At 62.3% G+C, this 20774-nt stretch carries 19 protein-coding genes and 1 pseudogene; 14 read left to right on the top strand and 6 right to left on the bottom strand.

The genetic code is table 11. From position 1 onward, the window contains the following. Positions 1-90: 90 nt before the first annotated feature. The 6 genes and pseudogenes from XH98_RS00510 to XH98_RS00485 all read left to right on the top strand — a co-directional run bounded on the left by XH98_RS00510 (position 91) and on the right by XH98_RS00485 (position 5667). The gene (locus XH98_RS00510) at positions 91-912 is read left to right on the top strand and encodes a M23 family metallopeptidase (RefSeq protein WP_271617448.1); all 822 of its coding nucleotides are present in this window, start codon (positions 91-93) and stop codon (positions 910-912) included. A gap of 18 nt (positions 913-930) precedes the next feature. Continuing rightward, positions 931-1545 (top strand): annotated as a pseudogene (locus XH98_RS40830) (PBSX family phage terminase large subunit); the annotation flags it as partial. A gap of 403 nt (positions 1546-1948) precedes the next feature. Then, positions 1949-2377 carry a GNAT family N-acetyltransferase gene (locus XH98_RS00500; RefSeq protein WP_271617727.1) on the top strand — a complete coding sequence of 143 codons (429 nt, stop codon included), beginning with the start codon at positions 1949-1951 and terminating at the stop codon, positions 2375-2377. A gap of 163 nt (positions 2378-2540) precedes the next feature. Next, on the top strand, positions 2541-3806 hold the full coding sequence (locus tag XH98_RS00495) for a CaiB/BaiF CoA transferase family protein (RefSeq protein ID WP_271617446.1): 1266 nt from the start codon (positions 2541-2543) through the stop codon (positions 3804-3806). 64 nt (positions 3807-3870) lie between these two features. Continuing rightward, entirely contained in the window at positions 3871-5100 is a 1230-nt protein-coding gene (locus XH98_RS00490) for an acyl-CoA dehydrogenase family protein (protein WP_271617445.1), read from the top strand. 9 nt (positions 5101-5109) lie between these two features. Next, complete coding sequence (locus XH98_RS00485; protein WP_271617444.1) at positions 5110-5667, top strand: flavin reductase family protein; 558 nt, start codon at positions 5110-5112, stop codon at positions 5665-5667. Positions 5668-5697: 30 nt separating this feature from the next. On the opposite strand, the gene XH98_RS00480 is transcribed toward XH98_RS00485, so the two are convergent. Then, on the bottom strand, positions 5698-6606 hold the full coding sequence (locus XH98_RS00480; protein ID WP_271617443.1) for an NAD(P)-dependent oxidoreductase: 909 nt from the start codon (positions 6604-6606) through the stop codon (positions 5698-5700). Between the two features lie 177 nt (positions 6607-6783). Between XH98_RS00480 and XH98_RS00475 the strand changes: the two genes are divergently transcribed. From XH98_RS00475 to XH98_RS00450, 6 genes are all read left to right on the top strand, one after another. After that, positions 6784-7767, top strand: coding sequence for an ABC transporter substrate-binding protein (locus XH98_RS00475; protein ID WP_271617442.1), 984 nt, complete (start codon positions 6784-6786; stop codon positions 7765-7767). 77 nt (positions 7768-7844) lie between these two features. Further along, on the top strand, positions 7845-9539 hold the full coding sequence (gene ilvD / locus XH98_RS00470) for a dihydroxy-acid dehydratase (RefSeq protein ID WP_271617441.1): 1695 nt from the start codon (positions 7845-7847) through the stop codon (positions 9537-9539). Between the two features lie 93 nt (positions 9540-9632). Next, the gene (locus XH98_RS00465) at positions 9633-10478 is read left to right on the top strand and encodes an ABC transporter ATP-binding protein (RefSeq protein WP_271617440.1); all 846 of its coding nucleotides are present in this window, start codon (positions 9633-9635) and stop codon (positions 10476-10478) included. Between the two features lie 14 nt (positions 10479-10492). Next, a complete protein-coding gene (locus XH98_RS00460; protein WP_271617439.1) occupies positions 10493-11260 on the top strand; it encodes an ABC transporter permease in 768 nt (255 codons plus the stop codon). Beyond that, complete coding sequence (locus XH98_RS00455) at positions 11257-12024, top strand: ABC transporter permease (RefSeq protein ID WP_271617438.1); 768 nt, start codon at positions 11257-11259, stop codon at positions 12022-12024. Before XH98_RS00460 ends, XH98_RS00455 begins: the two co-directional genes overlap by 4 nt. 37 nt (positions 12025-12061) lie before the next feature. Next, complete coding sequence (locus XH98_RS00450; protein WP_271617437.1) at positions 12062-13108, top strand: peptidase M29; 1047 nt, start codon at positions 12062-12064, stop codon at positions 13106-13108. Here the strand turns inward: XH98_RS00450 and XH98_RS00445 are convergent. The 5 genes from XH98_RS00445 to XH98_RS00425 are packed head-to-tail and all read right to left on the bottom strand — an operon-like array spanning position 13105 to position 18830. After that, on the bottom strand, positions 13105-14097 hold the full coding sequence (locus XH98_RS00445) for a 3-hydroxybutyryl-CoA dehydrogenase (protein WP_271617436.1): 993 nt from the start codon (positions 14095-14097) through the stop codon (positions 13105-13107). The two genes, XH98_RS00450 and XH98_RS00445, sit on opposite strands and share 4 nt — an antisense overlap. A 3-nt stretch (positions 14098-14100) precedes the next feature. Continuing rightward, complete coding sequence (locus XH98_RS00440) at positions 14101-15189, bottom strand: NAD/NADP-dependent octopine/nopaline dehydrogenase family protein (RefSeq protein WP_271617435.1); 1089 nt, start codon at positions 15187-15189, stop codon at positions 14101-14103. Further along, complete coding sequence (locus XH98_RS00435) at positions 15186-16712, bottom strand: class I adenylate-forming enzyme family protein (protein ID WP_271617434.1); 1527 nt, start codon at positions 16710-16712, stop codon at positions 15186-15188. Before XH98_RS00435 ends, XH98_RS00440 begins: the two co-directional genes overlap by 4 nt. Positions 16713-16714: 2 nt before the next feature. After that, entirely contained in the window at positions 16715-18004 is a 1290-nt protein-coding gene (locus XH98_RS00430; protein WP_271617433.1) for an acyl-CoA dehydrogenase family protein, read from the bottom strand. Between the two features lie 7 nt (positions 18005-18011). Further along, positions 18012-18830, bottom strand: coding sequence for an alpha/beta fold hydrolase (locus XH98_RS00425; protein ID WP_271617432.1), 819 nt, complete (start codon positions 18828-18830; stop codon positions 18012-18014). 198 nt (positions 18831-19028) lie between these two features. Here XH98_RS00425 and XH98_RS00420 point away from each other — a divergent pair, with 198 nt between their 5' ends. Together XH98_RS00420 and XH98_RS00415 are read left to right on the top strand one after the other, a co-directional pair. Next, positions 19029-19790 carry an SDR family NAD(P)-dependent oxidoreductase gene (locus XH98_RS00420; RefSeq protein WP_271617431.1) on the top strand — a complete coding sequence of 254 codons (762 nt, stop codon included), beginning with the start codon at positions 19029-19031 and terminating at the stop codon, positions 19788-19790. Positions 19791-19832: 42 nt separating this feature from the next. Continuing rightward, positions 19833-20669, top strand: coding sequence for an enoyl-CoA hydratase family protein (locus XH98_RS00415; protein ID WP_271617430.1), 837 nt, complete (start codon positions 19833-19835; stop codon positions 20667-20669). The last annotated feature ends 105 nt before the right edge of the window (positions 20670-20774 follow it).

The raw sequence follows: 20774 nt of genomic DNA, 5'->3' as shown, positions 1-20774 counted from the left end.
GCAGAAATTCTGAGTTGAGCAAGCCGTCCGCCCGATCGCTGGGTTCGGTCGTAGGTGTCGGCTTGCGTCTCATGGAATGGAGAGTTGGATATGTCCTGGGAAGACATGATGCGGCGCGTTTTGCAACCCGCCGGGCGCGTGGCACCTCATGTTACGAGCCGATATGGAGAGACGTCGAACAGGCCAGTTGGCTCATCAAATCCGCATCGAGGTATCGACTTTAACTATGTCGGTGGACGAGAGGCTCGTCTGAACAAGAGCAATCCGGCGGTACGATCGCCGGTGGATGGCGTGGTTGAGAACGCTGGCGAGGATAAGTGGGGAACGATCGCGATCAGAGACAAGAATGGTCTCCTTCATCAGATCCTGCACACCAATGCCAGACATGTGAAGATCGGCGATCCAGTGGTCGCAGGTCAGCTCATCGGGACCATGGGGAATACAGGACTCTTCCGCAAGGATGGAGAGCCGGGAGACGCGCACGTTCACTATCAGATCAAGGATCCTGAAGGACGTCTCATGGATCCAAGCGCGTTTGCCGATGCGTTGGGGCCGTTCGATCAGAATCCCGCGTCGCCAGCTTACATTCCAGACCTTCAGCAATATTTCCGGGACGCCCGCTCGATGCCTACAACGTCTCCCGAAAACGTACGAATTCTTACGCGAATCCCCCCGAGAGGGCCGCACGGATCGGCGTTCGATTTAGAGCCGGTAAAGGTCCCGAACACCGGCCCGGCTTCTACTCTTCCGCCGGCCGCGCAGAAACAGTTCGGTGGGCTCTTCGGGCTTTGGCCACCATTCTCTGAAAGCGGGGCCTCTCCTGACCTGACTCAAAACCGACAGGAACAGCCTGACGCGCCAAACAACGAAGACTGGTCCGCGATGTGGCGCAGGCGCATCGGCCTGCCCTGAGGCAAACGAGCGTATCCATTGTCGACCTTAAAAATTCCAACGGCCAAAATCTTCGAGCCGCTGCTGAAACCTGCGCGCTACAAGGGCGTTTACGGTGGACGCGGCTCGGGCAAGTCGCATTTCTTCGGCGAGCTCCTGGTCGAGACCTGCCAGGCCGAGCGCGGCACGCTCGCGGTCTGCGTCCGCGAGGCGCAGCGGACGCTGGCGCAATCGTCCAAGCGGCTGATCGAGGGCAAGATCGCGAGCCTTAAGCTCGGTCACGGTTTCAGGCTCTTCAGCGACAAGATCGAGACGCCCGGCGACGGGTTGATCATCTTCCGCGGATTGCAGGATCATACGGCGGACTCGATCAAGTCTCTCGAAGGTTTTCGTATCGCCTGGATCGACGAGGCGCAGAGCTTGAGCGCGCGCAGCCTGGCGTTGCTGCGGCCGACCATTCGCACTAAAGCCTCCGAGCTGTGGGCGAGCTGGAATCCGCGCCGCAAGAGCGATGCGATCGACGATTTCCTGCGCGCCCGTCAGCCCGACGGCGCGGTGGTGGTGAAAGCCAATTGGCGTGACAATCCCTGGTTTCCCGATGTGCTGGAGGAAGAGCGCCTGCTGGATCAGAAGCTTTATCCGGAGCGCTACGACCATATCTGGGAAGGGGACTATGCGCGCGCCTTCGATGGCGCCTATTTCGCTTCGCTGTTGTCGGACGCGCGAGCTGAGGGACGGATCGGGAAGGTTGCCGCGGATCCGCTGCTGCCGCTGCGCGCCTTCATCGACATCGGCGGCGCGGGTGCTACGGCGGATGCCTTCACGATCTGGATCGTGCAGTGGGTGGGAAGTGAGATCAGGGCGGATTTCCAGCACCTGCGGCGGTGGCGAAAAAGCGTCGAGCAGGCCCAGAGCTATACTTTCAAAGCTGTCATTACCGTGATTGCGGCCGGCCTGATGGGGGCTGTCTGGCTCGGCGTGAAGGTCGTGCTGGGCAAGTGACCTTCTCGTGGCGGCGGCGCCGTCGCACGGCTGATCCCATTCGATGAGTCTTGCCATGTACCGAATTCGTATGGTCGACGCGTCCGATGATGACGTTGCAGACACCCTCGCTGATTTGCACCGGCTGACGTTCTTCGACACTGCAGCGATGCCGGAGTTCGATCTCGGAGCGTGGTGGCTCGCTTATCAAGGCGATGATGCGGTCGCCTTCGCAGGCATCGTGCGGTCCACCTACGGGCGGAATTTCGGCTACTTCTCCAGGGTCGGAGTCTTGCCGCGGCATTGGGGCAGAGGGCTTCAGCTCAGATTGATGCGTGCTGCCGAAGCGCACGGGCGGCGTGTCGGATGGAACGCTATCGTCTCCGATACAACGGACAATCTGATCTCGGCGAATAACTTTATCAAGGCGGGTTATCGGCTTTTCGAACCCGAAGTTCGCTGGGCCTGGTCGCATACGCTCTACTGGCGAAGGTCGCTTCGCTGAGTGTGCCGTGATGCGGAACGCGCCATTTCGAGCTTTACTTCTGCCGGGTTCCTCTTACGAATTGAAGCCTTGCGGCTGAAGCACTTGCGGAGTTGGTTCTCCCGGGCTTTAAATTCGCGTGCAGAAAATCGGCGAGCATAAGCCGATGTAAGGGAGCCCAGGGATGTCCACCAAGCCTCAATTGCCGGAACGCCCGTTGCGGGCGGCGGGAGGACCAACCGCGCTTGATGGCCTGCTGGTTGTCGATTTCACGCGCGTGGTTGCCGGCCCCGCCTGCACACAGACGCTGGCCGATTTCGGGGCGCGCGTCATCAAGATCGAGAACCCCGATGGCGGCGACGACACGCGCGCCTATGAGCATGCCGAGGTTGGCGGCGAAAGCGCAGCCTATCTCAGCCTGAACCGCAACAAAGCCGGTATCGTGCTCGATCTCGCCGTGGCTGAGGCGCGCGAGATCGCGCTGGATCTGATCCGCAAAGCGGATGTCGTTGTGGAGAATTTTTCCAGCGGTGTCATGAAGAAGTTCGGTCTCGACTACGAGGCTGTCGCGCCGCTCAACCCGCGGCTGGTCTATTGCTCGATCTCAGCTTACGGGCGCACCGGACCGTTTGCCTCACGCCCGGGTTTCGACCCGATCACGCAAGCCGAGAGCGGCTTCATGTCGCTCAACGGGTTCGCGGATGGCCCGGCGGTACGTACCGGCCCGCCCATAGTCGACATGGCGACGGGGATGTCGGCCTGCAATGCCATTCTGCTGGCGCTGTTGGCGCGGGACCGGCTCGGCCGCGGGCAGCATGTCGAGGTCGCGCTGTTCGACGTCGCCATGGGGATGACGGGCTTCTACGGGATGGCCTATCTGATCAACGGCGAGAATCCTGGCCGGTTCGGCAATTCGCCGGCCGGGTCTCCCACTGTCGGTGTCTACGAGGCGTCCGATGGTCCGCTCTACATGGCGTGCGCCAACGATCGGCTGTATCGACGGCTGGTGGTCGAGGTGCTGAACCGCCCGGATCTCATCAACGCGCCGCAGTTTGCGACACGCAAAGCAAGGTCTGAGAACAAGGAGCTCCTGCGTGCGGCCATCGCCGAGGTATTCGCAGGCGACACGCTCGAGAACTGGATGGCGAAGATGAAGCTGGCCAATATTCCGGTCGGCTATCTCCGAACGGTCGAGGAAGGGTTCAATGCGCCCGAAGCGCGCGAACGCGCGCGCCTGAGCCGGATCCCTCATCGTACCGCGCAGTGGGTGCCGAATATCGAGCCGCCCATCAGCATGAGCTTGACGCCGCCAGTTGATCCTGTGGCGGCGCCGCTGCTGGGCGAGCATACCGAGGGCGTCATGCGCGAGACGCTTGGTTACGACGCGAAGCGGATTGCGGCATTGGCAGAAAAAGGCGCATTCGGGTTGCGTAAGACCACATCGGACTGAGCGCAGCAACAGCTTGATTTGGCAGGGTTCCAGCCTCATAAATGCATGAGAGCGAGGGACGCGAATGGTGCCTGGTCAGGAGCCGAACATGGGTCAGTCGGGGGCGACAGACTCCGGCGAACGAGCCTATGCGGCGATGATTGCCAAGGCGCGGGCGCTCGTGCCGCAATTGCGGGAACGTGCGGTTCGAACCGAGGAGCTGCGGCACCTGCCGCCGGAGACCGAGCGCGACCTGCATGAAGCCGGCCTGTTCCGGATGCTTCAGCCGAAGCGTATCGGCGGCGCCGAGCTCGATTATGTTGCCCTGATCGATTGTGCCGAGTTGCTGGGGCAGGCCGACGCATCGGTTGCCTGGAATCTGGCTAATCTGGCGAGTCACCACTGGATGCTCGGCATGTTCGAGCAGCGTGCGCAGGATCTGGTCTGGGGCCGAGATCCGGACGTGCTGATCGCGTCATCGTTCATCTTCCCTGCCGGCCGTGCCAGGAAGGTCGAAGGCGGATACCGGCTGCGCGGAAGCTGGCCGTTTTCGTCGGGTGTCGGCTCCTGCGCATGGAACATGCTTGCGAGCGTCGTTTCGTCCGACGACGAGGCTGACGGGATCGAATACCGCATCTTTCTATTGCCCAGGGCTGACTACACGATCCTCGATACCTGGAATGTTGCCGGACTGCGCGGCACAGGGTCGTCGGATGTCGAGGTCAGGGATGCCTTTGTGCCCGATCATATGACCGTCGCGGTGGGGGATCTCGCGGGCGGCGCGACGCCCGGCAGCAGGGTGAACCCCAATCCGCTATACGCGCTTCCGGTCTTCTCGCTGTTTCCCTATGTTCTCTCGGGCGTCGCGCTCGGCAATGCACAGGCGTGCCTGGACGATTATGCGGAGGTCGCGCGTCACCGCATATCGACGTACAACCGCGCCAAGCTGAGCGACTTCCAGAGCACGCAAATCAAGATCGCGGAAGCTTCGGCCAAGATCGATGCCGCGCGCCTCATCATGCGCTCGGCCTGCACCGAGGCGATGGAGGACGCACGGCGCAACCGCACGCCCGATATGGTCACCAAGACCAGATATCGACGCGACGGTGCGTTCTCGGTCAATCTATGTACCGATGCAGTCTCGATGTTGTTCGCGGCGAGCGGGGCGCGCGGCCTGTTCACGACGGGCGTGCTACAGCGGCAATTCCGCGATGCTCACGCGATCAATTCGCACCTCGCATTCAATTTCGATGCAGCCGGAACTAACTATGGACGCGTGGCGCTCGGCCTGCCGTCCGAGAATCTCACCTTGTGAGGCCGGCCGATGAATGACCAGCCAAAGCATCCGGCCGCCGCCGATCCCGCCAACGAGTTCGCAAGCGACAACTCGCCGATCGACCCGCGTGATTTCCGCAACGCGCTCGGCACCTACGGGACGGGCGTCACCATCATCACAGCAACGGCTGCCGATGGAAAGCCGTATGGCATCACCTGTAATTCGTTCGCGTCGGTTTCCTTGAATCCCCCCTTGATCCTCTGGAGCCTCGGCGTTTATTCATCGAGCCTGACCGTGTTTCAGAACGCCAGCCATTTCACGGTGCATGTGCTGGGCACCTCGCAGCAAGCGCTCGCAAACAAGTTTGCCAAGTCGTCGGAAGACAAGTTCGCGGGCGTGAACTGGACACCGGGTCTCGGCAATGCGCCCGTGCTGGCCGAGAGTGTGGCGAGTTTTCAGTGCCGATCCGTCAACCGCTATTATGGCGGCGATCACGTGATCTTTCTCGGTGCCGTCGAGGCCTATGCTTACACCGCACGAGAGCCTCTGCTGTTCGTGCGAGGGACTTACGGCAAATTCTTGGCCGATGACGCGCACAAGAAGTAGCCGTATTGCGATTCAGGGGCACGGATCAGTTCAACGTTCCGGGGCCGAAAGCTTGTAAATTTCGAGTGCGTCCGCGTCTGCACCACGTGCCGCTTTGGCCAGCCTGAATATCTGCCCGGCAAGCGTCGCCATCGGCACCGGCGTCGACGTCGCCTGCGCGACATCGGCGACCGTATCGAGGTCCTTGAGCATCGTCGCGATGTGCCCGAGCGGTGGCGAGTGAATGCCCCGGACCATGCGCGGCACGAAGAGTTGAAGCGGGATCGAATCCGCAAAGCCGCCCGCGAGCGCCTCGGGAAGCCTGCTCGCGTCAATTCCGGCGTTCGAGGCAAGGCGCGTTGCCTCCGCAAGCACGGCCATCGCGCACCCGACAATCACCTGGTTGCAGAGTTTCGTGGTCTGGCCGGCACCCGTAGGACCCATGTGGGTAAATCTGCGCGCCATGGTCAGCACATAGGGCCGTGCCCGCTCGATGTCTTCAGCCTCTCCTCCCGCCATGATGGCAAGCGTGCCCTCTTCGGCGCCCTTGGTGCCGCCGGAAACGGGCGCATCGATCCAGCTTGCGCCGTTCGCAGCCTTCAACCGCGCTGCAAGCGCGCGCGCGGCATCGGGATGGATTGACGAGAAATCGACCAGGAGCTTCCCTGCGCCGGGAGTCTCGGCAAGACCCTCCGGCCCGAAGATTACCTCTTCGACGGCAGCGGCATCCGTCACGCACATGAAGAGGATGTCGGAACTCGCCAACAGTTCACACGGCGCGCTCGCGCGATTGGCGCCAGCCTCGACAAGCGGCGCTACCTTGCCCTCCGAACGGTTCCAGACGCTGACGCGATAGCCGGCTTTGAGCAGCCGACGGGTCATTGGCGTTCCCATCAGTCCCAGACCGAGATAGCCGAGCCTTTCGACGCCGTGCGGGTTTGTCTTGCTCGCATCAGCCATAGGTTGCCTCCTCTTGCCGCAGCGCAGCGGCGCACGACCCTTGCCGAACCATACATGACGCATCCCGCAGCGAAACCGGGTGGGCTTGCATGGCTTGCCTGATTGTTTGAACCATGAAACATTTGAATCGGTCGGGTTGGGTGGCGCTCGTCGCGCCGGAGCAACGGAGTGGGCACGATGCGGGCAGTTTCGAGGTGGATGCTGGCGGCAGGAGCTGTGGTGGCCATAATCGCGGGCGCGAGCCCCTCATGGGCGCAGCAGACGATCCGCGTGGGCTGGACCATCCCGGCCGAGGAATCCAAATACTGGATGATGCGAAGGCCGGCCGAATTTCCGGATATCGGCAAGACCTACAACATCGAGTGGACCCAGTTTCAAGGCACCGCGCCGATGACGCAGGCCTTGGCGGCCGGCGCTCTCGATTGTGCGACCCAGGCGCCGCTCTCGCTTGCCAACGGTGTGGTCGGCGGCAATCTCAAGGCCTACATCGTGGCCCAGCACGTCTTCGAGAAGCCTGGTGGCTTCTCGGTCTACTGGGCGGTGATGGATGACTCGCCGATCAAGACGATCGCGGACCTTAAGGGCAAGACCGTCGGCATTTCCGTGATCGGCGGCGGCACGCAAGGCCCGTTCAACCTGCTTTTGAAGCAAAACGGGGTTGATCCTACCAAGGACATCAAGCTGGTCGAGGTCGGTTTTGCCGTCTCCGAGGATGCGCTGCGGCAGGGCCGCGTCGATGCGGTCAACATGAACCAGCCGTTTGCGGCACGTGCGGAGGCAAAGGGCGGCACAAGAAAGCTGTTCTCGCTGTCGCAGGCCATGCCGAACATCGTGCACATCCTGGAAGCCTGCCGCGCCGATTTCGTCGACAAAAACCCGGACCTGGTGAAGGCCTATGTTCGCGACATCACCTCGGGCATGAAGAAGGCACTGGCGAACCGTGAAGAAACCTTGAAGGTCGTCAATGAAGTCCTGAAAGCGCCCATTCCGGTGCTCGAGACCTACCTGCTCAAGGACAACGATTTCGGTCGCGATCCCGGCGCTGCGCCGAATTTCCCCGCGATCCAGAAGATGCTCGACATCTATGCGGACACAGGAATGCTGCCAAAACTGGATGTCGCGCAGTTCAAGCACCCGGCCATCGTCGCGCCGCTGCAATAGGTCAGGGGCTGTTCGCAGGATCAACGAAGTCGCAATGCCCCGCCACGTGTGGGACATTGCATCGAGATAGTGCAGGCATGAAGAAGTTGCGATCACGGATCACCACCGACGGGCTCGACCGCGCTCCGCATCGCGCCTTTATGCGCGCGATGGGTCTGGATGATGCCGCCATCGCCAAGCCAATGGTGGGCATTGTCAGCATGAAGGGCGAGCAGACGCCCTGCAACATGACCCACGACTTTCAAGTGGCTGCCGCCAAGACCGGGATCGAGGAGGCTGGCGGCACGCCGCGTGAATTCTCAACCGTCTCGGTGTCCGACGGGATCAGCATGAATCACGAGGGGATGAAGTTCTCCTTGTTTTCGCGCGAGCTGATCGCCGACTCGATTGAGGCTGTCGTCCACGGTCTCGCCTATGATGCACTGATCGGCTATGGCGGATGCGACAAGACGCTTCCGGGCGTGATGATGGGCATGGTTCGTTGCAATGTGCCTTCCATCTTCATTTATGGCGGCAGCTCGTTGCCGGGCCGCGTGGACGGGCGGACGCTGACGGTGCTCGACTCCTACGAAGCCGTCGGCAGCTTTATGACTGGAGAGATCGACGCCGCGACGCTCGAGCGGATCGAGCGCGCCTGCCTGCCGACCATTGGTGCTTGCGCTGGCCAGTTTACTGCGAACACCATGGGGATGGTGTCGGAGGCGATGGGCTTGACTATCCCCAACGTTTCGATGGTGCCCGGCGTCTATGCCGAGCGGGCGCAGATCTCGCGTCGCGCCGGGCGGCTGATCATGGAAATGCTGAAGCGTGGTGGACCGCTGCCGCGCGACATCGTGACGCGGAAATCGTTGGAGAATGGCGCGGCGATCGTCGCCGCGACGGGTGGATCGACCAATGCCGCTCTGCATCTGCCGGCGATTGCAAACGAGGCAGGTATTCGTTTCACGATCGATGATGTTGGCGAGGTCTTTGCCAGGACGCCCCTGATCGGAAACTTGCGGCCAGGGGGCAAACATACCGCCAAGGATGTATACGACGTCGGTGGTGCGGCCGTGATAATCCGCGAATTGATCCAGAGCGGGCATATTCATGGCAGCTGCCTGACGATCACGGGACGTACGCTCGCGGAAGAAAATGGCGCGGCCAATGCGCCCGACGGGGAGGTCGTTTACGCGGCCCGCGCGCCGATCATGCCTGACGGCGGCGTTGCGGTGCTCAAGGGCAATCTCTGTCCCGATGGCGCCGTCATTAAGGTTGCAGGTCTGAAGAGCCAGCTCTTCGAGGGCGCGGCGCGTGTCTTCGAGGATGAGGAAGCTTGTGTCGAAGCGGTTCGCGACCGCAGTTACACGGCCGGCGAGGTCCTGGTGATTCGCAACGAGGGGCCGGTCGGCGGTCCCGGCATGCGTGAAATGCTCGGCGTCACTGCGCTGATCTACGGCCAGGGCATGGGCGAGAAGGTCGCCCTGATCACAGATGGGCGGTTTTCCGGTGCCACGCGCGGCATGTGCATCGGGTATGTCTCGCCGGAAGCGTTTGTTGGTGGCCCGCTGGCGCTGGTCCGCGACGGCGACAAGATCCGGATTGATGCCGCTGGCCGCCGCATGGACCTGCTAGTCGATGAGCAGGAACTCGCTGCACGCCGACGCAACTGGAAGCAACCTCCGCCGCGTCATCGCGCGGGTGCGCTCGCAAAATATGCGCGTCTGGTCGGTCAGGCCCCGGACGGAGCAGTCACGCATGAGGGCCCGGCGGAGTGGCCGTGGTTCGACTGAGTGGCAAGTTTCTTGCTAAGCTTGTTCCGCTGGTGAAGGCCATTCGGCAGATCGGCTGCGTGACGTTCGCGCGTGAGTGAGGCGAGAGGCGGGATGAAGGTAGTGCCTTCAAGATCGAGCGAATGGGTGAGACCGGTGACGTTACAGCAACCGGCTTGTGCGATCATCGAGATCGAACGCGTCTCCCAGGTTTTCCAGACCTCGGCGCGCAAGGATCATTTGGCGCTATCGGACATCTCCTTGACGATTGACGAAGGTGCATTCGTCTCCATCCTTGGTCCCTCCGGCTGTGGCAAGTCGACGCTGCTTTACATCGTCGGTGGTTTCGTCAACCCAACTAGCGGCGCGGCGAAGATGAAAGGACAGGCGATCACGGGCCCGGGTCCGGATCGAGGACCGGTCTTCCAAGAGTTCGCGCTGTTTCCGTGGAAGACCGTTCTCGGCAACGTGATGTATGGGCCGCGCCAGCAGGGCGTGCGAACCAACGAAGCCGAAGCGCAGAGCCGCGCGCTGATCGAAATGGTCGGCCTCAAGGGCTATGAGAACTTTTACCCGAAGGAGCTGTCGGGCGGCATGAAGCAGCGCGTCGCGCTGGCCCGGACGCTGGCCTATCATCCCGAAGTCCTGTTGATGGACGAGCCGTTCGGTGCACTCGATGCGCATACGCGTACGCGCCTGCAGAATGATCTCCTCAATATCTGGGAGCGCGACCGCAAGACGGTGCTGTTTGTCACCCATTCGGTCGATGAAGCCGTCTTTCTCTCGGATAAGGTCGTGATGATGTCGAAGTCTCCCGGCCGCATCCGGCAAGTCATCGATATCGACCTGCCACGACCGCGGCGCCGCAACGAGCTGTTGCTCGATCCGCGCTATCAGAAATACGTCGTTGACATCGAGCGCATGTTCGACGAAAGCGACGAAGCTGGCTCGCCCTCGTGATCTCCCCGACTACCATGGCCAAACGTGCTGCGCCGGCCCTGGCCTGCATCGGATTGCTGGCAGTGTGGCAGGTTGCCTCGCTTGTGTTGAAGAGCGACAGCTTTCCAACGGCGATCGAGGCGATCCGCGCAATCCCGGATATCCTCGGCGACAGGGAAGCCCTGATCAATATCTTGGCCTCGCTCCGCCGCATGGCGATTGGGTTCAGCGTCGCGGTACTGGTCTCGATGCCCCTAGGCCTGTTGATGGGCCGTAGCCGGGCCGTCGCAGCCTTTTTTAATCCACTGCTGATGGTAATCTATCCGGTGCCGAAGGCGGCCTTGATGCCGATCATCATGCTGTGGCTCGGTGTCGGTGACATCACCAAGACCCTGGTGATCTTCCTCGGCGTCAGCCTGCCGGTGATCTATCACAGCTTTGAGGGGGCGAAGGCCGTGGAAGAGAAGATGCTGTGGTCGGGTGCGGCGATGGGACTTTCGCCGTTGCAGCGCTTGGTCCGGATTGTGCTGCCCGCAGCGCTGCCTGAGATTCTGACTGGATGCCGCACTGGCCTTGTGCTTGCGCTGATTACCATGATTACCAGCGAGATGATCGCGCGCCAATCGGGCGCCGGCAATATCCTGTTCAACGCGCTCGATATGGGCCAATACGACACGGTCTATGCGATGATCATCATCGTCGGCGCGATGGGCATCTGCCTTGATGCGGTCTTCGAGCGCGTCCGCGCAAGGCTCGTGCGCTGGTCCGAGCCTCAGTTCGACATGCCGCTGAGCTTCTCATGATGTCGCGTTTCCTCTCAACGAACATTCTCTTGGGGGGCGCACCAATCGTACTCGTGATCGCGCTGTGGCAAGGTTTGGTGTCGTTCGGCGTTGCGCCAGCAGTGTTGCTGCCGCCGCCAGGTTTGGTCTTCAGCCGACTGGTCCAGCAGCTCGGGACCTGGACCTTTCAGCAGGAAATCGCGGCGACCCTGGTCCGGTTGTTCGCCGGATTTGCTATTGCAGTCGTGCTCGGCGTCAGCATTGGGATTGCAGCTGCTGCCAGTCCCGCCATGAACGCCTTGGTTCGGCCGATCGTGCGGGTGCTTGCGCCATTGCCGAAGGTCGCGCTCTATCCGGCGCTATTACTGTTGCTTGGCTTCGGTCACGGATCGAAGATGACGCTGGTGGCTGCGGACGCCCTCTTTCCGATCTTGCTGTCCACCTATTACGGGGCGTCGAGGGTGGAGCAAAAGCTTATCTGGTCGGCCATGGCGGCAGGAACGCCGCGCTATGAGATCCTGTTCAAAGTCGTTTTGCCGGCGGCGATGCCGGCGATCCTGACTGGATGCCGGATAGGCCTTGTCATTTCCTGCATCGTGGTGTTTCTGGCCGAGATGATCACGTCGACGGACGGGCTTGGCCATGCGCTCGTCACGGCGGCGCGAACATTTCAGGCCGTTGACATGTTCGTGCCGCTGATCACGATCTCCTTGCTTGGGTTGATCCTCAATGCGTTGTTGGGCGCGGTAAGGTCGTATCTCTTGCGAGGCTTCCCCGAAGCGTGACCTGACGAAAAAGAAACCAGAAGACCGGGAGTGAACCATGCTGGCTGATCGCATCGAGGCAAAATGGATCGACGCATTTTGCGAGATCTTTGAGCGTTGCGCCGTCAAGTCCGGCGACACCGCGGCGATCCTCTCGGAAACTCAGTCGCGGGCATTGAACGTGCATCTGGCGGAGCTGGCGCTGTTGCGGATGGGCGCACGGCCTTTTCATGTCGTGATGCCGACGCCGCGCAATCGAAATGTCGTTCCGGTTCGCTCGACGGGGGCTAGCGAGGCGATCCAGCGGCTGGGTCCTGTCATCAGCGCGCTTCAGCAGGCTGGCTTCGTGGTGGACTGCACCATCGAGGGCCTGATGCACGCGGTGGAAACACCGGAAATCCTGAAGGCCGGCGCGCGCATCCTGGTGATCTCCAACGAGCATCCCGAGGCGCTGGAGCGCATGGTGCCGGACCCCGCGCTCGAGAAGCGCGTTCGCGCAGCCGCAAAGATGCTGCGCGGAACTAAGCGAATGCGGGTCACCTCAAAAGCCGGCACGGCGCTCGATGTGGACATGGTGGGCGCTTCCACGGTCGGCGTCTGGGGTTGGACGGATAAGCCGGGTACGCTGGCACATTGGCCAGGCGGCATCGTTGTGAGCTTTCCGAAGAGCGGGACGATCAACGGCACGCTGGCCATGGCGCCCGGCGATATCAACCTCACCTTCAAGCGCTATTTGACGTCGCCGGTCAAGATGACCTTGAAGGACGATTACGTCGTCGAGCTGGAAGGCGAGGGCACCGATGCCGCGATGATGCGCGCCTATCTCGCCGCCTGGGGGGATCGGGAGGCCTACGCCGTGTCGCATATCGGCTTCGGCATGAATCCAGCTGCGCGCTACGAGGCCCTCTCGATGTACGACCAGCGTGACACCAACGGCACGGAAATCCGCGCCGTCTCCGGCAACTTCCTGTTCTCAACGGGCGCGAACGAATTCGCCGGACGTTACACTGCGGGCCATTTCGACTTGCCGATGATGGGAACGACCATCGAGCTCGATGGCGTCGCGGTCGTTCTGGAGGGTGTCCTTCAGGACGTCTTCGACTAGTTGCGGTCGAGCACAGGCGGACGAGCCAGGTCGAAATGCCGGAGCAGGTCGACCATGGCCTGGAGCCGTTTTGCGCGATATGCGTCTACGTCCATCCCTGAATAATCGAGGAAGCCTGCACCGGTGCGCAGGCCGATCCGGCCTTCACGCATGTTGCGCGAAATGACCTCTGGCGCGCGATAGCGGTCGCTGCCGAGCGCGCCTTCGAGATATCGGCTGGCGTAGTACAGAATATCCCCGCCGCCCCAGTCGATGAATTCGAGCAGCCCAAGCACGGCATAGCGAAAGCCGAAACCATAGCGGATCGCCTTGTCGATCTCTTCGGCGCTCGCGACGCCTTCCTCGACCATGCGGGCGGCTTCGTTCATGGCTAGCGCCTGGATGCGCGGAACGATGAAGCCGGGCGTCGCCGCACAGACCACCGGCACCTTGCCGATGCCTTCGAGCAACGTTTTGACCTCGTCTACAATAGCGGGATCGGTGGTCTTGCCGGGCGATACCTCTACCAGCGGGATCAGATAGGCCGGATTTAGCCAGTGCACGTTGAGGAAGCGGCGTGGATTCACGATGGCATCCGACAGATCGTCGACGAGGATGGTTGACGTCGTCGATGCGATGATTGTGTCCGGGCCGACTTGCTTTGAAGCCGCCCCCAGCACTTCGCGCTTGAGCTCGACGATCTCTGGAACCCCTTCGAAAATGATTCCCGCCTCGGAAAGGGCAGGGCCGCTCCGGCTGGCCGGTACGACAGAGACCCGCGCGATCAGCGGATCAACGTCCGCCTCGGTCAGCAGTCCCAGCTTGGACAGGCTGGCAAACGTCTTTCTGATCTCGTCGAGTGCATCAGTCTCCAGTCTGGCAAACTCCTCTGCCGAGCGGGCCTTGATGTCGATCATCGTGACCGTGTGTCCCGCATAGGCAAACGCGACGGCGATGCCCCGCCCCATGCGACCGGCTCCGAGACAGGCAATCCTGGCGCGGCTGCTCATCGGCTAGAATCCTTCACGCAGCAGCGTCTGCAATTCACTTCTGTGAAGCTTGCCAAGCCCCAAGGTCTCCAATGTTCGGCCGCCTTGCGTAAAGTCCTCGCCACAGATGGCGCCGCCGATAGCCAGGAATGCCCTGGCAAGTGGCGTGGCGACCGCCACCACGCCTGCGACGGACACCAGTAGCGACAGCCCAAGCCGCAAATCCTCGCGCATGTAGCGGTGCTCGGTCAGCACGATCCGCTCGCGCCAGTCCCCCGAATCAGTCAGCCGGTCATGCGAGCCGCGGCCATACATCCAGATCTCGCCTTCTCGCGCGTAGTGATGAGCGAGGGGAAAATGCGGGGCGCCATATCCCAGCGCCTCGCGCACGGCAATCCGCTCGGCGTCGAGCGCGTCAGTCACGCGCCGGATCGCGGCTTGGGTGCCCTCCTTGTGGATGTCCCAGCGCTCGAAGTGCTCGATCGGGCCCGCATTCATCACAATCAATGGCGGATGGATGATGCAGCCCGCATTCATCAGCGCGCCAGATAGCGCGTCACCGCATGGCTCGATCACGTCAGGGAAGGCGCGCCCGATGATCTCAAGCGCATGCGGGGCCCGATCGAGAGGGAATACGCCGACCGGCAGCCGCTTGGCGCGGATGGTGATCGCGACTTCGAATGGTCCGTGCTTGCGGGTGAGCCAGGGCAGTGTGCCGGTTTCGGCGAAGCTCGCTTTGGCGCGATTGCCTGCCTCCCGTGCGGCTTGCGCGAAGATCATCGAGCCGAATGTCCCGGGTGGCAGGAACACCACCTGGCCGTCACGCAGATGCGGCGCGAGGAGCCGGGCGATATCCGGCTGAGCGAATGCGGGGGCGGGACACAGGATCAGATCGACGCTGTTGACGGCTTCGGCGATGTCGGTAGTCACCAGCGCCAACTTCACGTCGTGGCGGCCATTGTGATCCTTCACCAGGATGCGAGATCCGGCGGCACGATGTGTCTCGACCTGCTCTGCGTCACGGCGCCAAAGCCGGACTTCGTGCCCCGACAGGGCAAAATCGCCCGCGGCCGCGAAAGAGCCGTTTCCCCCACCCAGAACTGCGATCTTCAAGATGCTTCTCCTTGCGCGCGCGACTGCGCATCAAGCTGTTTCAGCAGAAAATGCTGAACCTTGCCGAGCGCCGTACGCGGCAAATCGGCAACGAAAATGATGTCGCGTGGAACCTTGTAGCGGGCAAGCTGTGTCTGAACGTGCGCTTTCAGCTCGTCTGCTTCGAGACGGCAGCCGGATCGTCGGATGACATAAGCGATGGGCACCTCGTCCCAGCGTGGGTCCGGCCGGCCGATCACGGCGCATTCGCTGACATCGGGGTGTTCCAGCAGGACGCGCTCGACTTCGGCTGGATAGATGTTCTCGCCGCCGGAAATGATCATGTTCTTCTTGCGGTCGCGGACCCAGAAATAGCCGTCGGCGTCGCACAGGCCGACATCGCCGGTGCGATACCAGCCGTCGCGTAGCGCCTCGCGCGTGGCCTCGGCATTGCCCCAATATTCGAAGAACACGTTGGGGCCGCGTACTGCGATCTCTCCGGGCGTGCCGGCCGGCGTCTCATTGCCGGCCTGATCGATCACCCTCGCTTCGCAGCAGAGGCCGGCTAGTCCGGTCGATCCCGTCCGGGACAGGTCGCCGCCGAGGCGCGTATAGATTGCGATGGGAGAGGTTTCCGTCGAGCCGTACACTTGCAGCACCGGCACACCGCGTGCGACGAAGCGCTCGATCAGGTGCGGCGGAACGATGGTCGAGCCGGTGGCAACGGCTTTCAGCGACGAGAGATCGGTCGTGGCCCAGGCGGGATGCTCACTAACGGCTTGGAGGATCGTGGGCACCATGACCGTCAGGGTCGGTCGCTCCCGTTCGATGGCCGCAAGCGCCATGTCCGGCGTGAAGCGCGCGTGGATCGTAACGGTCGCGCCAAGCTGAAGTGCCGCCGTCGTCTGGATGTTGAGGCCGCCGACGTGAAAGAACGGCAGCACCGTCAGTACATGATCGTCCGACGTCATGTTGTGCATGTGCTGGCTCATGACGCCGTTCCAGAACAACGCCTCCTGGCGCAGCACCGCGCCCTTCGGCCGTCCCGTGGTGCCCGACGTGTAGACGATCAGCAGCGGGCAGGAGAGATCGGTGTGTGGATTACGTGCGCTTCCCTTGCTGGCAGCCAGCAAGCTTTCGTAGCTCCCGCCGCGGGGCGGCGTGAAATCGAAGCCGACGACGGCTGTTCCGGGCGCGACCTCGCGAAGAACGCCTTCAAATGCCTGCTCAAGCACCAGCACTTTGGCGCCGGAATCGGTCAGGATGAACTGCTGCTCGGCGACCGCCAACCGCCAGTTCAGCGGCACCAGCATCGCGCCGAGACGAGCGCAGGCGAAGAGCAGGACCAGATAGTCCGGCCGATTCAGGCTCAGGATCGCGACGCGGTCGCCGCGCCCGACACCGAACTCCTGCTTCAGGGCTGTTGCGGTTTGTTCAACTCGACGGGCGAGCGTCGCGTAGTCCAGCCGCTGCCCCTCGAAGGCGATGGCGGTCTTGTCTGGCGCGAACGCCGCATTGCGATCGATCAGGCTGCAGAGATCCACCGTTAATCGTCCGTCTCGCCAGTCTCGTACAGCGCCTCGCGGCCGATCCGGTCGAGGCAGAGCTCGGCCGTCCAGGGCAGCATCAGCGAGCCGCACCGGCTGTCGCGATAGATCCGCTCCAGCGGCAACGAGCGCAGCATGGCCTGACCGCCGCAGGTGCGGATGGCGAGCGCTGCGAGCTCATTGGCGCCTTCCATCACCGAATATTGCGCTGCATAGGCGCGCAGCACCTGCTCCTTACTGGGATTGGCGCGCGCCTCCGTGACGGCCTGGAACCAGATCGCCTTGATCTGTTCCAGCTTGATCTGCATTTGCGCCACCGCGATCTGCTTGGTCGGATACATCCGCCGCTTAACCGCCGGCATGCCCGGCACCTCGCCGCGCAAATAGCGCACGGTGAAATCATAGGCGGCTTGGGCCAGGCCCATATAGGTCGGCGAGAGCGTCAGGAACATGTGCGGCCAGCGCATCGCCGCCTGGAAATAGACGCCGCGCGGCATCAGCGCAGCATCCTCCGGCACGAACACATCCTTGAATAGCAGCGTGCGCGAGACCGTGCCGCGCATGCCCAGCGGATCCCAATCGCCGACGACGGAGACGCCGTCCGACGCCGCGGCGATCGCTAGATAGAGTGTGTTGCGGCGCGAGGCCTTCTCCCCTTCCGCAATCTCGGTGCAGAGCACGCCGTAATAGTCAGCATGGCCTGACAGCGATGCAAATATCTTCTTGCCGTTGACGATCCAGCCACCCTCGACAGGCTTTGCTTCCGTGCCGAATGCAACGCCGCCGGCGGCGGCCGCGCCGCCTTCCGAGAAGGGTTGCGAATAGATCGCGCCGTCTTCGACGATGCGTTTGTAGTGAACCGCCCGTCGGCGCTCGTGCTCCGCGCGGGTCTCTGCATCCATGTCGAGATCATCGGCCAAAGGCCCCGACCACAGCGTGGAGCAGACATGCATGTTCCAGGTGAGGGCGGTTGCGCCACAATAACGGCCGATCTCCGCAGCGGCCAGCGCGTAGGTTTGATAATTGGCGCCCAGCCCGCCATGCTTTTTGGGCACGGCGATGCCGAGCAGGCCGACGCGATGCAGGTCGCGATAGTTCTCGGTCGGAAAGATCGCCTCGCGATCGTAGGCCGCGGCACGACCGGCGAACACGCTCTGGCCGATCTCACGCGCTCGCGTAATTATGCTCGCCTGCTCGTCGCTCAGCCGGAACGCCATGGGATCGAAGATCGGTGCATCCAGTGCGACCTTGTCGGTCGCGCCGATCGTCTTGCTGACCTGTATAGTCATGGTGCAATCATCCGTGTTTGGCGGCAACGGAATCGACGAAGCCCCTAAGGGTTCTATCGAAGGCGTCAGGCCGCTCAAGATTGGCGAGATGTCCGACGCCAGCAAGTTCGATGTATTCCGCCGAAGGAATATAGGTCGCCATCTTCGCCATCATCGGCGCCGGTGCGTTGTTGTCTTTGGAACCGGAAAGCAACAGCGTCGGAACGCATATATCTTTGAGCGTGCTGCGTTGATCGAAGCCGACTAACGCCAACATCATGGCGCGATAGCTCGCCTCCGGTACGCTTCCCATGCACTCGCGCGCAAGCTCCATTCCCCTGGGATCAGGATCGTCACCGACGAGCTCTTTCACCAACGAAGGTGCCAGCGATTTCATTGTCTCGCCGCGATCAAGCGGGCCCAGCCGCGCCGCGATGAACGACTTTTGCCAATCGCCGTCGGCCTTGCCGAAGGCCGGGCTTGTCTGTGCCAGAACCACCGCGCGCGCAAGTTTTGGCGTTTGGACCAGCCATTTCTGGACGATCATACCGCCGATCGAATGGCCGACCAGAATGGGCTTTGTCACACCGAGCTGCTCGATGAATTGCTGGAGCGCTTCGGCCAGGGCAGCGATACTGACGCTGGCGAGCGGCGCCGACCCGCCATAGCCCGGCATGTCCCACGCGATCACGCGAAAACGATCACCGAATGTTGCAAGCTGCTGCCGCCAGGCCCGCGCCGCACCGCCGATGCCATGCAGGAAAATCAGGGGTGTTGCGCCCGGATCGCCTGCGGCTTCATAGGCGAAGCGTCCGTCCTTTGTTATCATTGGCGAAGGCTGCGACACGCGACATCCTTTGGCTTGCCCCGGCGATGCTAACAGGCCTGTCGCGGATGGGAAGCAATAATTTTATACTTAAAGCAATTTTCGGGCCGCTCTTCCGCGTATTGGCATGCGCAGCATCAATCGGCGCTTTCGTTGCAAAAGCTTGAAGGTTAAAATATATCGAGGGGAACGACTGGCAGATCTTGAGGGAGCAAGCGCATGTCCGGACTGCCGCATTCGCCGCACGCGCTGGTGACCGGAGGCGGTCGCGGCATCGGCCGGGCGATTGCCGCGGCTCTTGTCGGCGCCGGCGCCACCGTGACCGTGCTTGGCCGGAATGCTGCGTCTCTCGAGGAAGCGATCAAAGCCGGTGCCGCGCATCATTCCGCCGTTGCAGACGTCTCGGACGAAGCTGCGATGAGGGTCGCCATCGCCACGGCGAACGCGCGAAAGCCGATCGATATCCTGATCGCAAATGCTGGCAGCGCCGAATCCGCGCCGTTCGCGAAATCCGACAGTGCCCTTTTTGCGCGTATGATGGATGTCAATTTCATGGGCGTTGTCCATGCCATCAGCGCTGTGTTGCCTGACATGAAGGACCGTCCCTATGGACGCATCGTGGCGATTGCATCGACGGCCGGCCTCAAGGGTTATGCATATGTGAGTGCGTACACGGCGGCAAAGCACGCTGTGGTCGGTCTTGTACGCTCGCTTGCGCTGGAGATCGCCGGCAGCAACGTGACCGTGAATGCTGTCTGCCCTGGCTTCACCGACACGGATCTCGTCGCCGGCAGCATCGACAACATCATGAAGAAGACCGGGCGAACCCGCGAGCAGGCGATCGCCGAGCTCGCGAAGCACAATCCGCAGGGGCGTCTGATCACGCCGCAGGAAGTGTCGAATGCTGTGCTCTGGTTGTGCAGCGAGAACGCCGGCGCGATCACCGGGCAGGCGATCGCGGTCGCTGGGGGCGAAATCTAGCGTCGTGGCGCAGGTGCGGAACAAGGAAGCCAAGGAGATCGCATGAGCAGACCAGCCAATCCCGTCACCGTGCCGCTTGCGGACTATTCGCCGCAACACTTTCTGCTGGCCGTTGTCGAGGGCGTTGCCACCGTGACGCTCAACCGTCCGGAGCGGAAGAATCCACTGACATTCGAGAGTTATCGCGAGCTGACGGATTTTTTTCGTGCGTGCGCGTTTGACGACGCGGTGAAATCCATCGTCGTCACCGGCGCGGGCGGTAATTTCTCGTCTGGCGGCGACGTGTTCGAGATCATCGGACCGCTGGTGAAGATGGATACAAAGGGGCTGACCGCCTTCACGCGGATGACAGGTGATCTGGTCAAGGCGATGCGGGCCTGCCCGCAGCCGATCGTGGCCGCGGTCGAAGGCATTTGCGCCGGTGCCGGCGCGATCATTGCCATGGCGTCGGACATGCGGCTCGCTGCGAGCGGAGCCAAGGTGGCGTTCCTGTTCAACAAGGTCGGTCTTGCCGGCTGTGACATGGGCGCCTGCGCGATCCTGCCGCGGATCATCGGCCAGTCCCGCGCCTCCGAGCTTCTGTACACCGGCCGGTTCATGACCGCGGAAGAGGGCGAGCGCTGGGGCTTCTTCAGCCGCATTGTCACGCCTGAGCAGGTGCTGACCCAGGCGCAGCTGCTGGCCAAGCAGGTCGCGGAAGGGCCGACCTTCGGCAACACCATGACCAAGCGCATGCTGGCGATGGAATGGGCGATGTCGGTCGAGGAGGCTATCGAAGCGGAGGCCGTTGCCCAGGCCCTGTGCATGACGACGGCCGATTTCGAGCGCGCTTTTCATGCTTTCGCCAACAAGGTCAAGCCGGTCTTCAGGGGCGACTGAGCGGCGGTTTCGGCCGCAATTAAGGCTAAGCCCAAGACCCCGGGCCGCGTCGAGGCGGAGACGACAAAGCCGCTTGCAGCGGGGTCACCGGCCGTGCGACGCTAA

The organism is Bradyrhizobium sp. CCBAU 51745, from assembly GCF_028128715.1.
GTDB lineage: Bacteria > Pseudomonadota > Alphaproteobacteria > Rhizobiales > Xanthobacteraceae > Bradyrhizobium > Bradyrhizobium manausense.
This window is presented reverse-complemented; position numbering and strand designations above follow the sequence as displayed.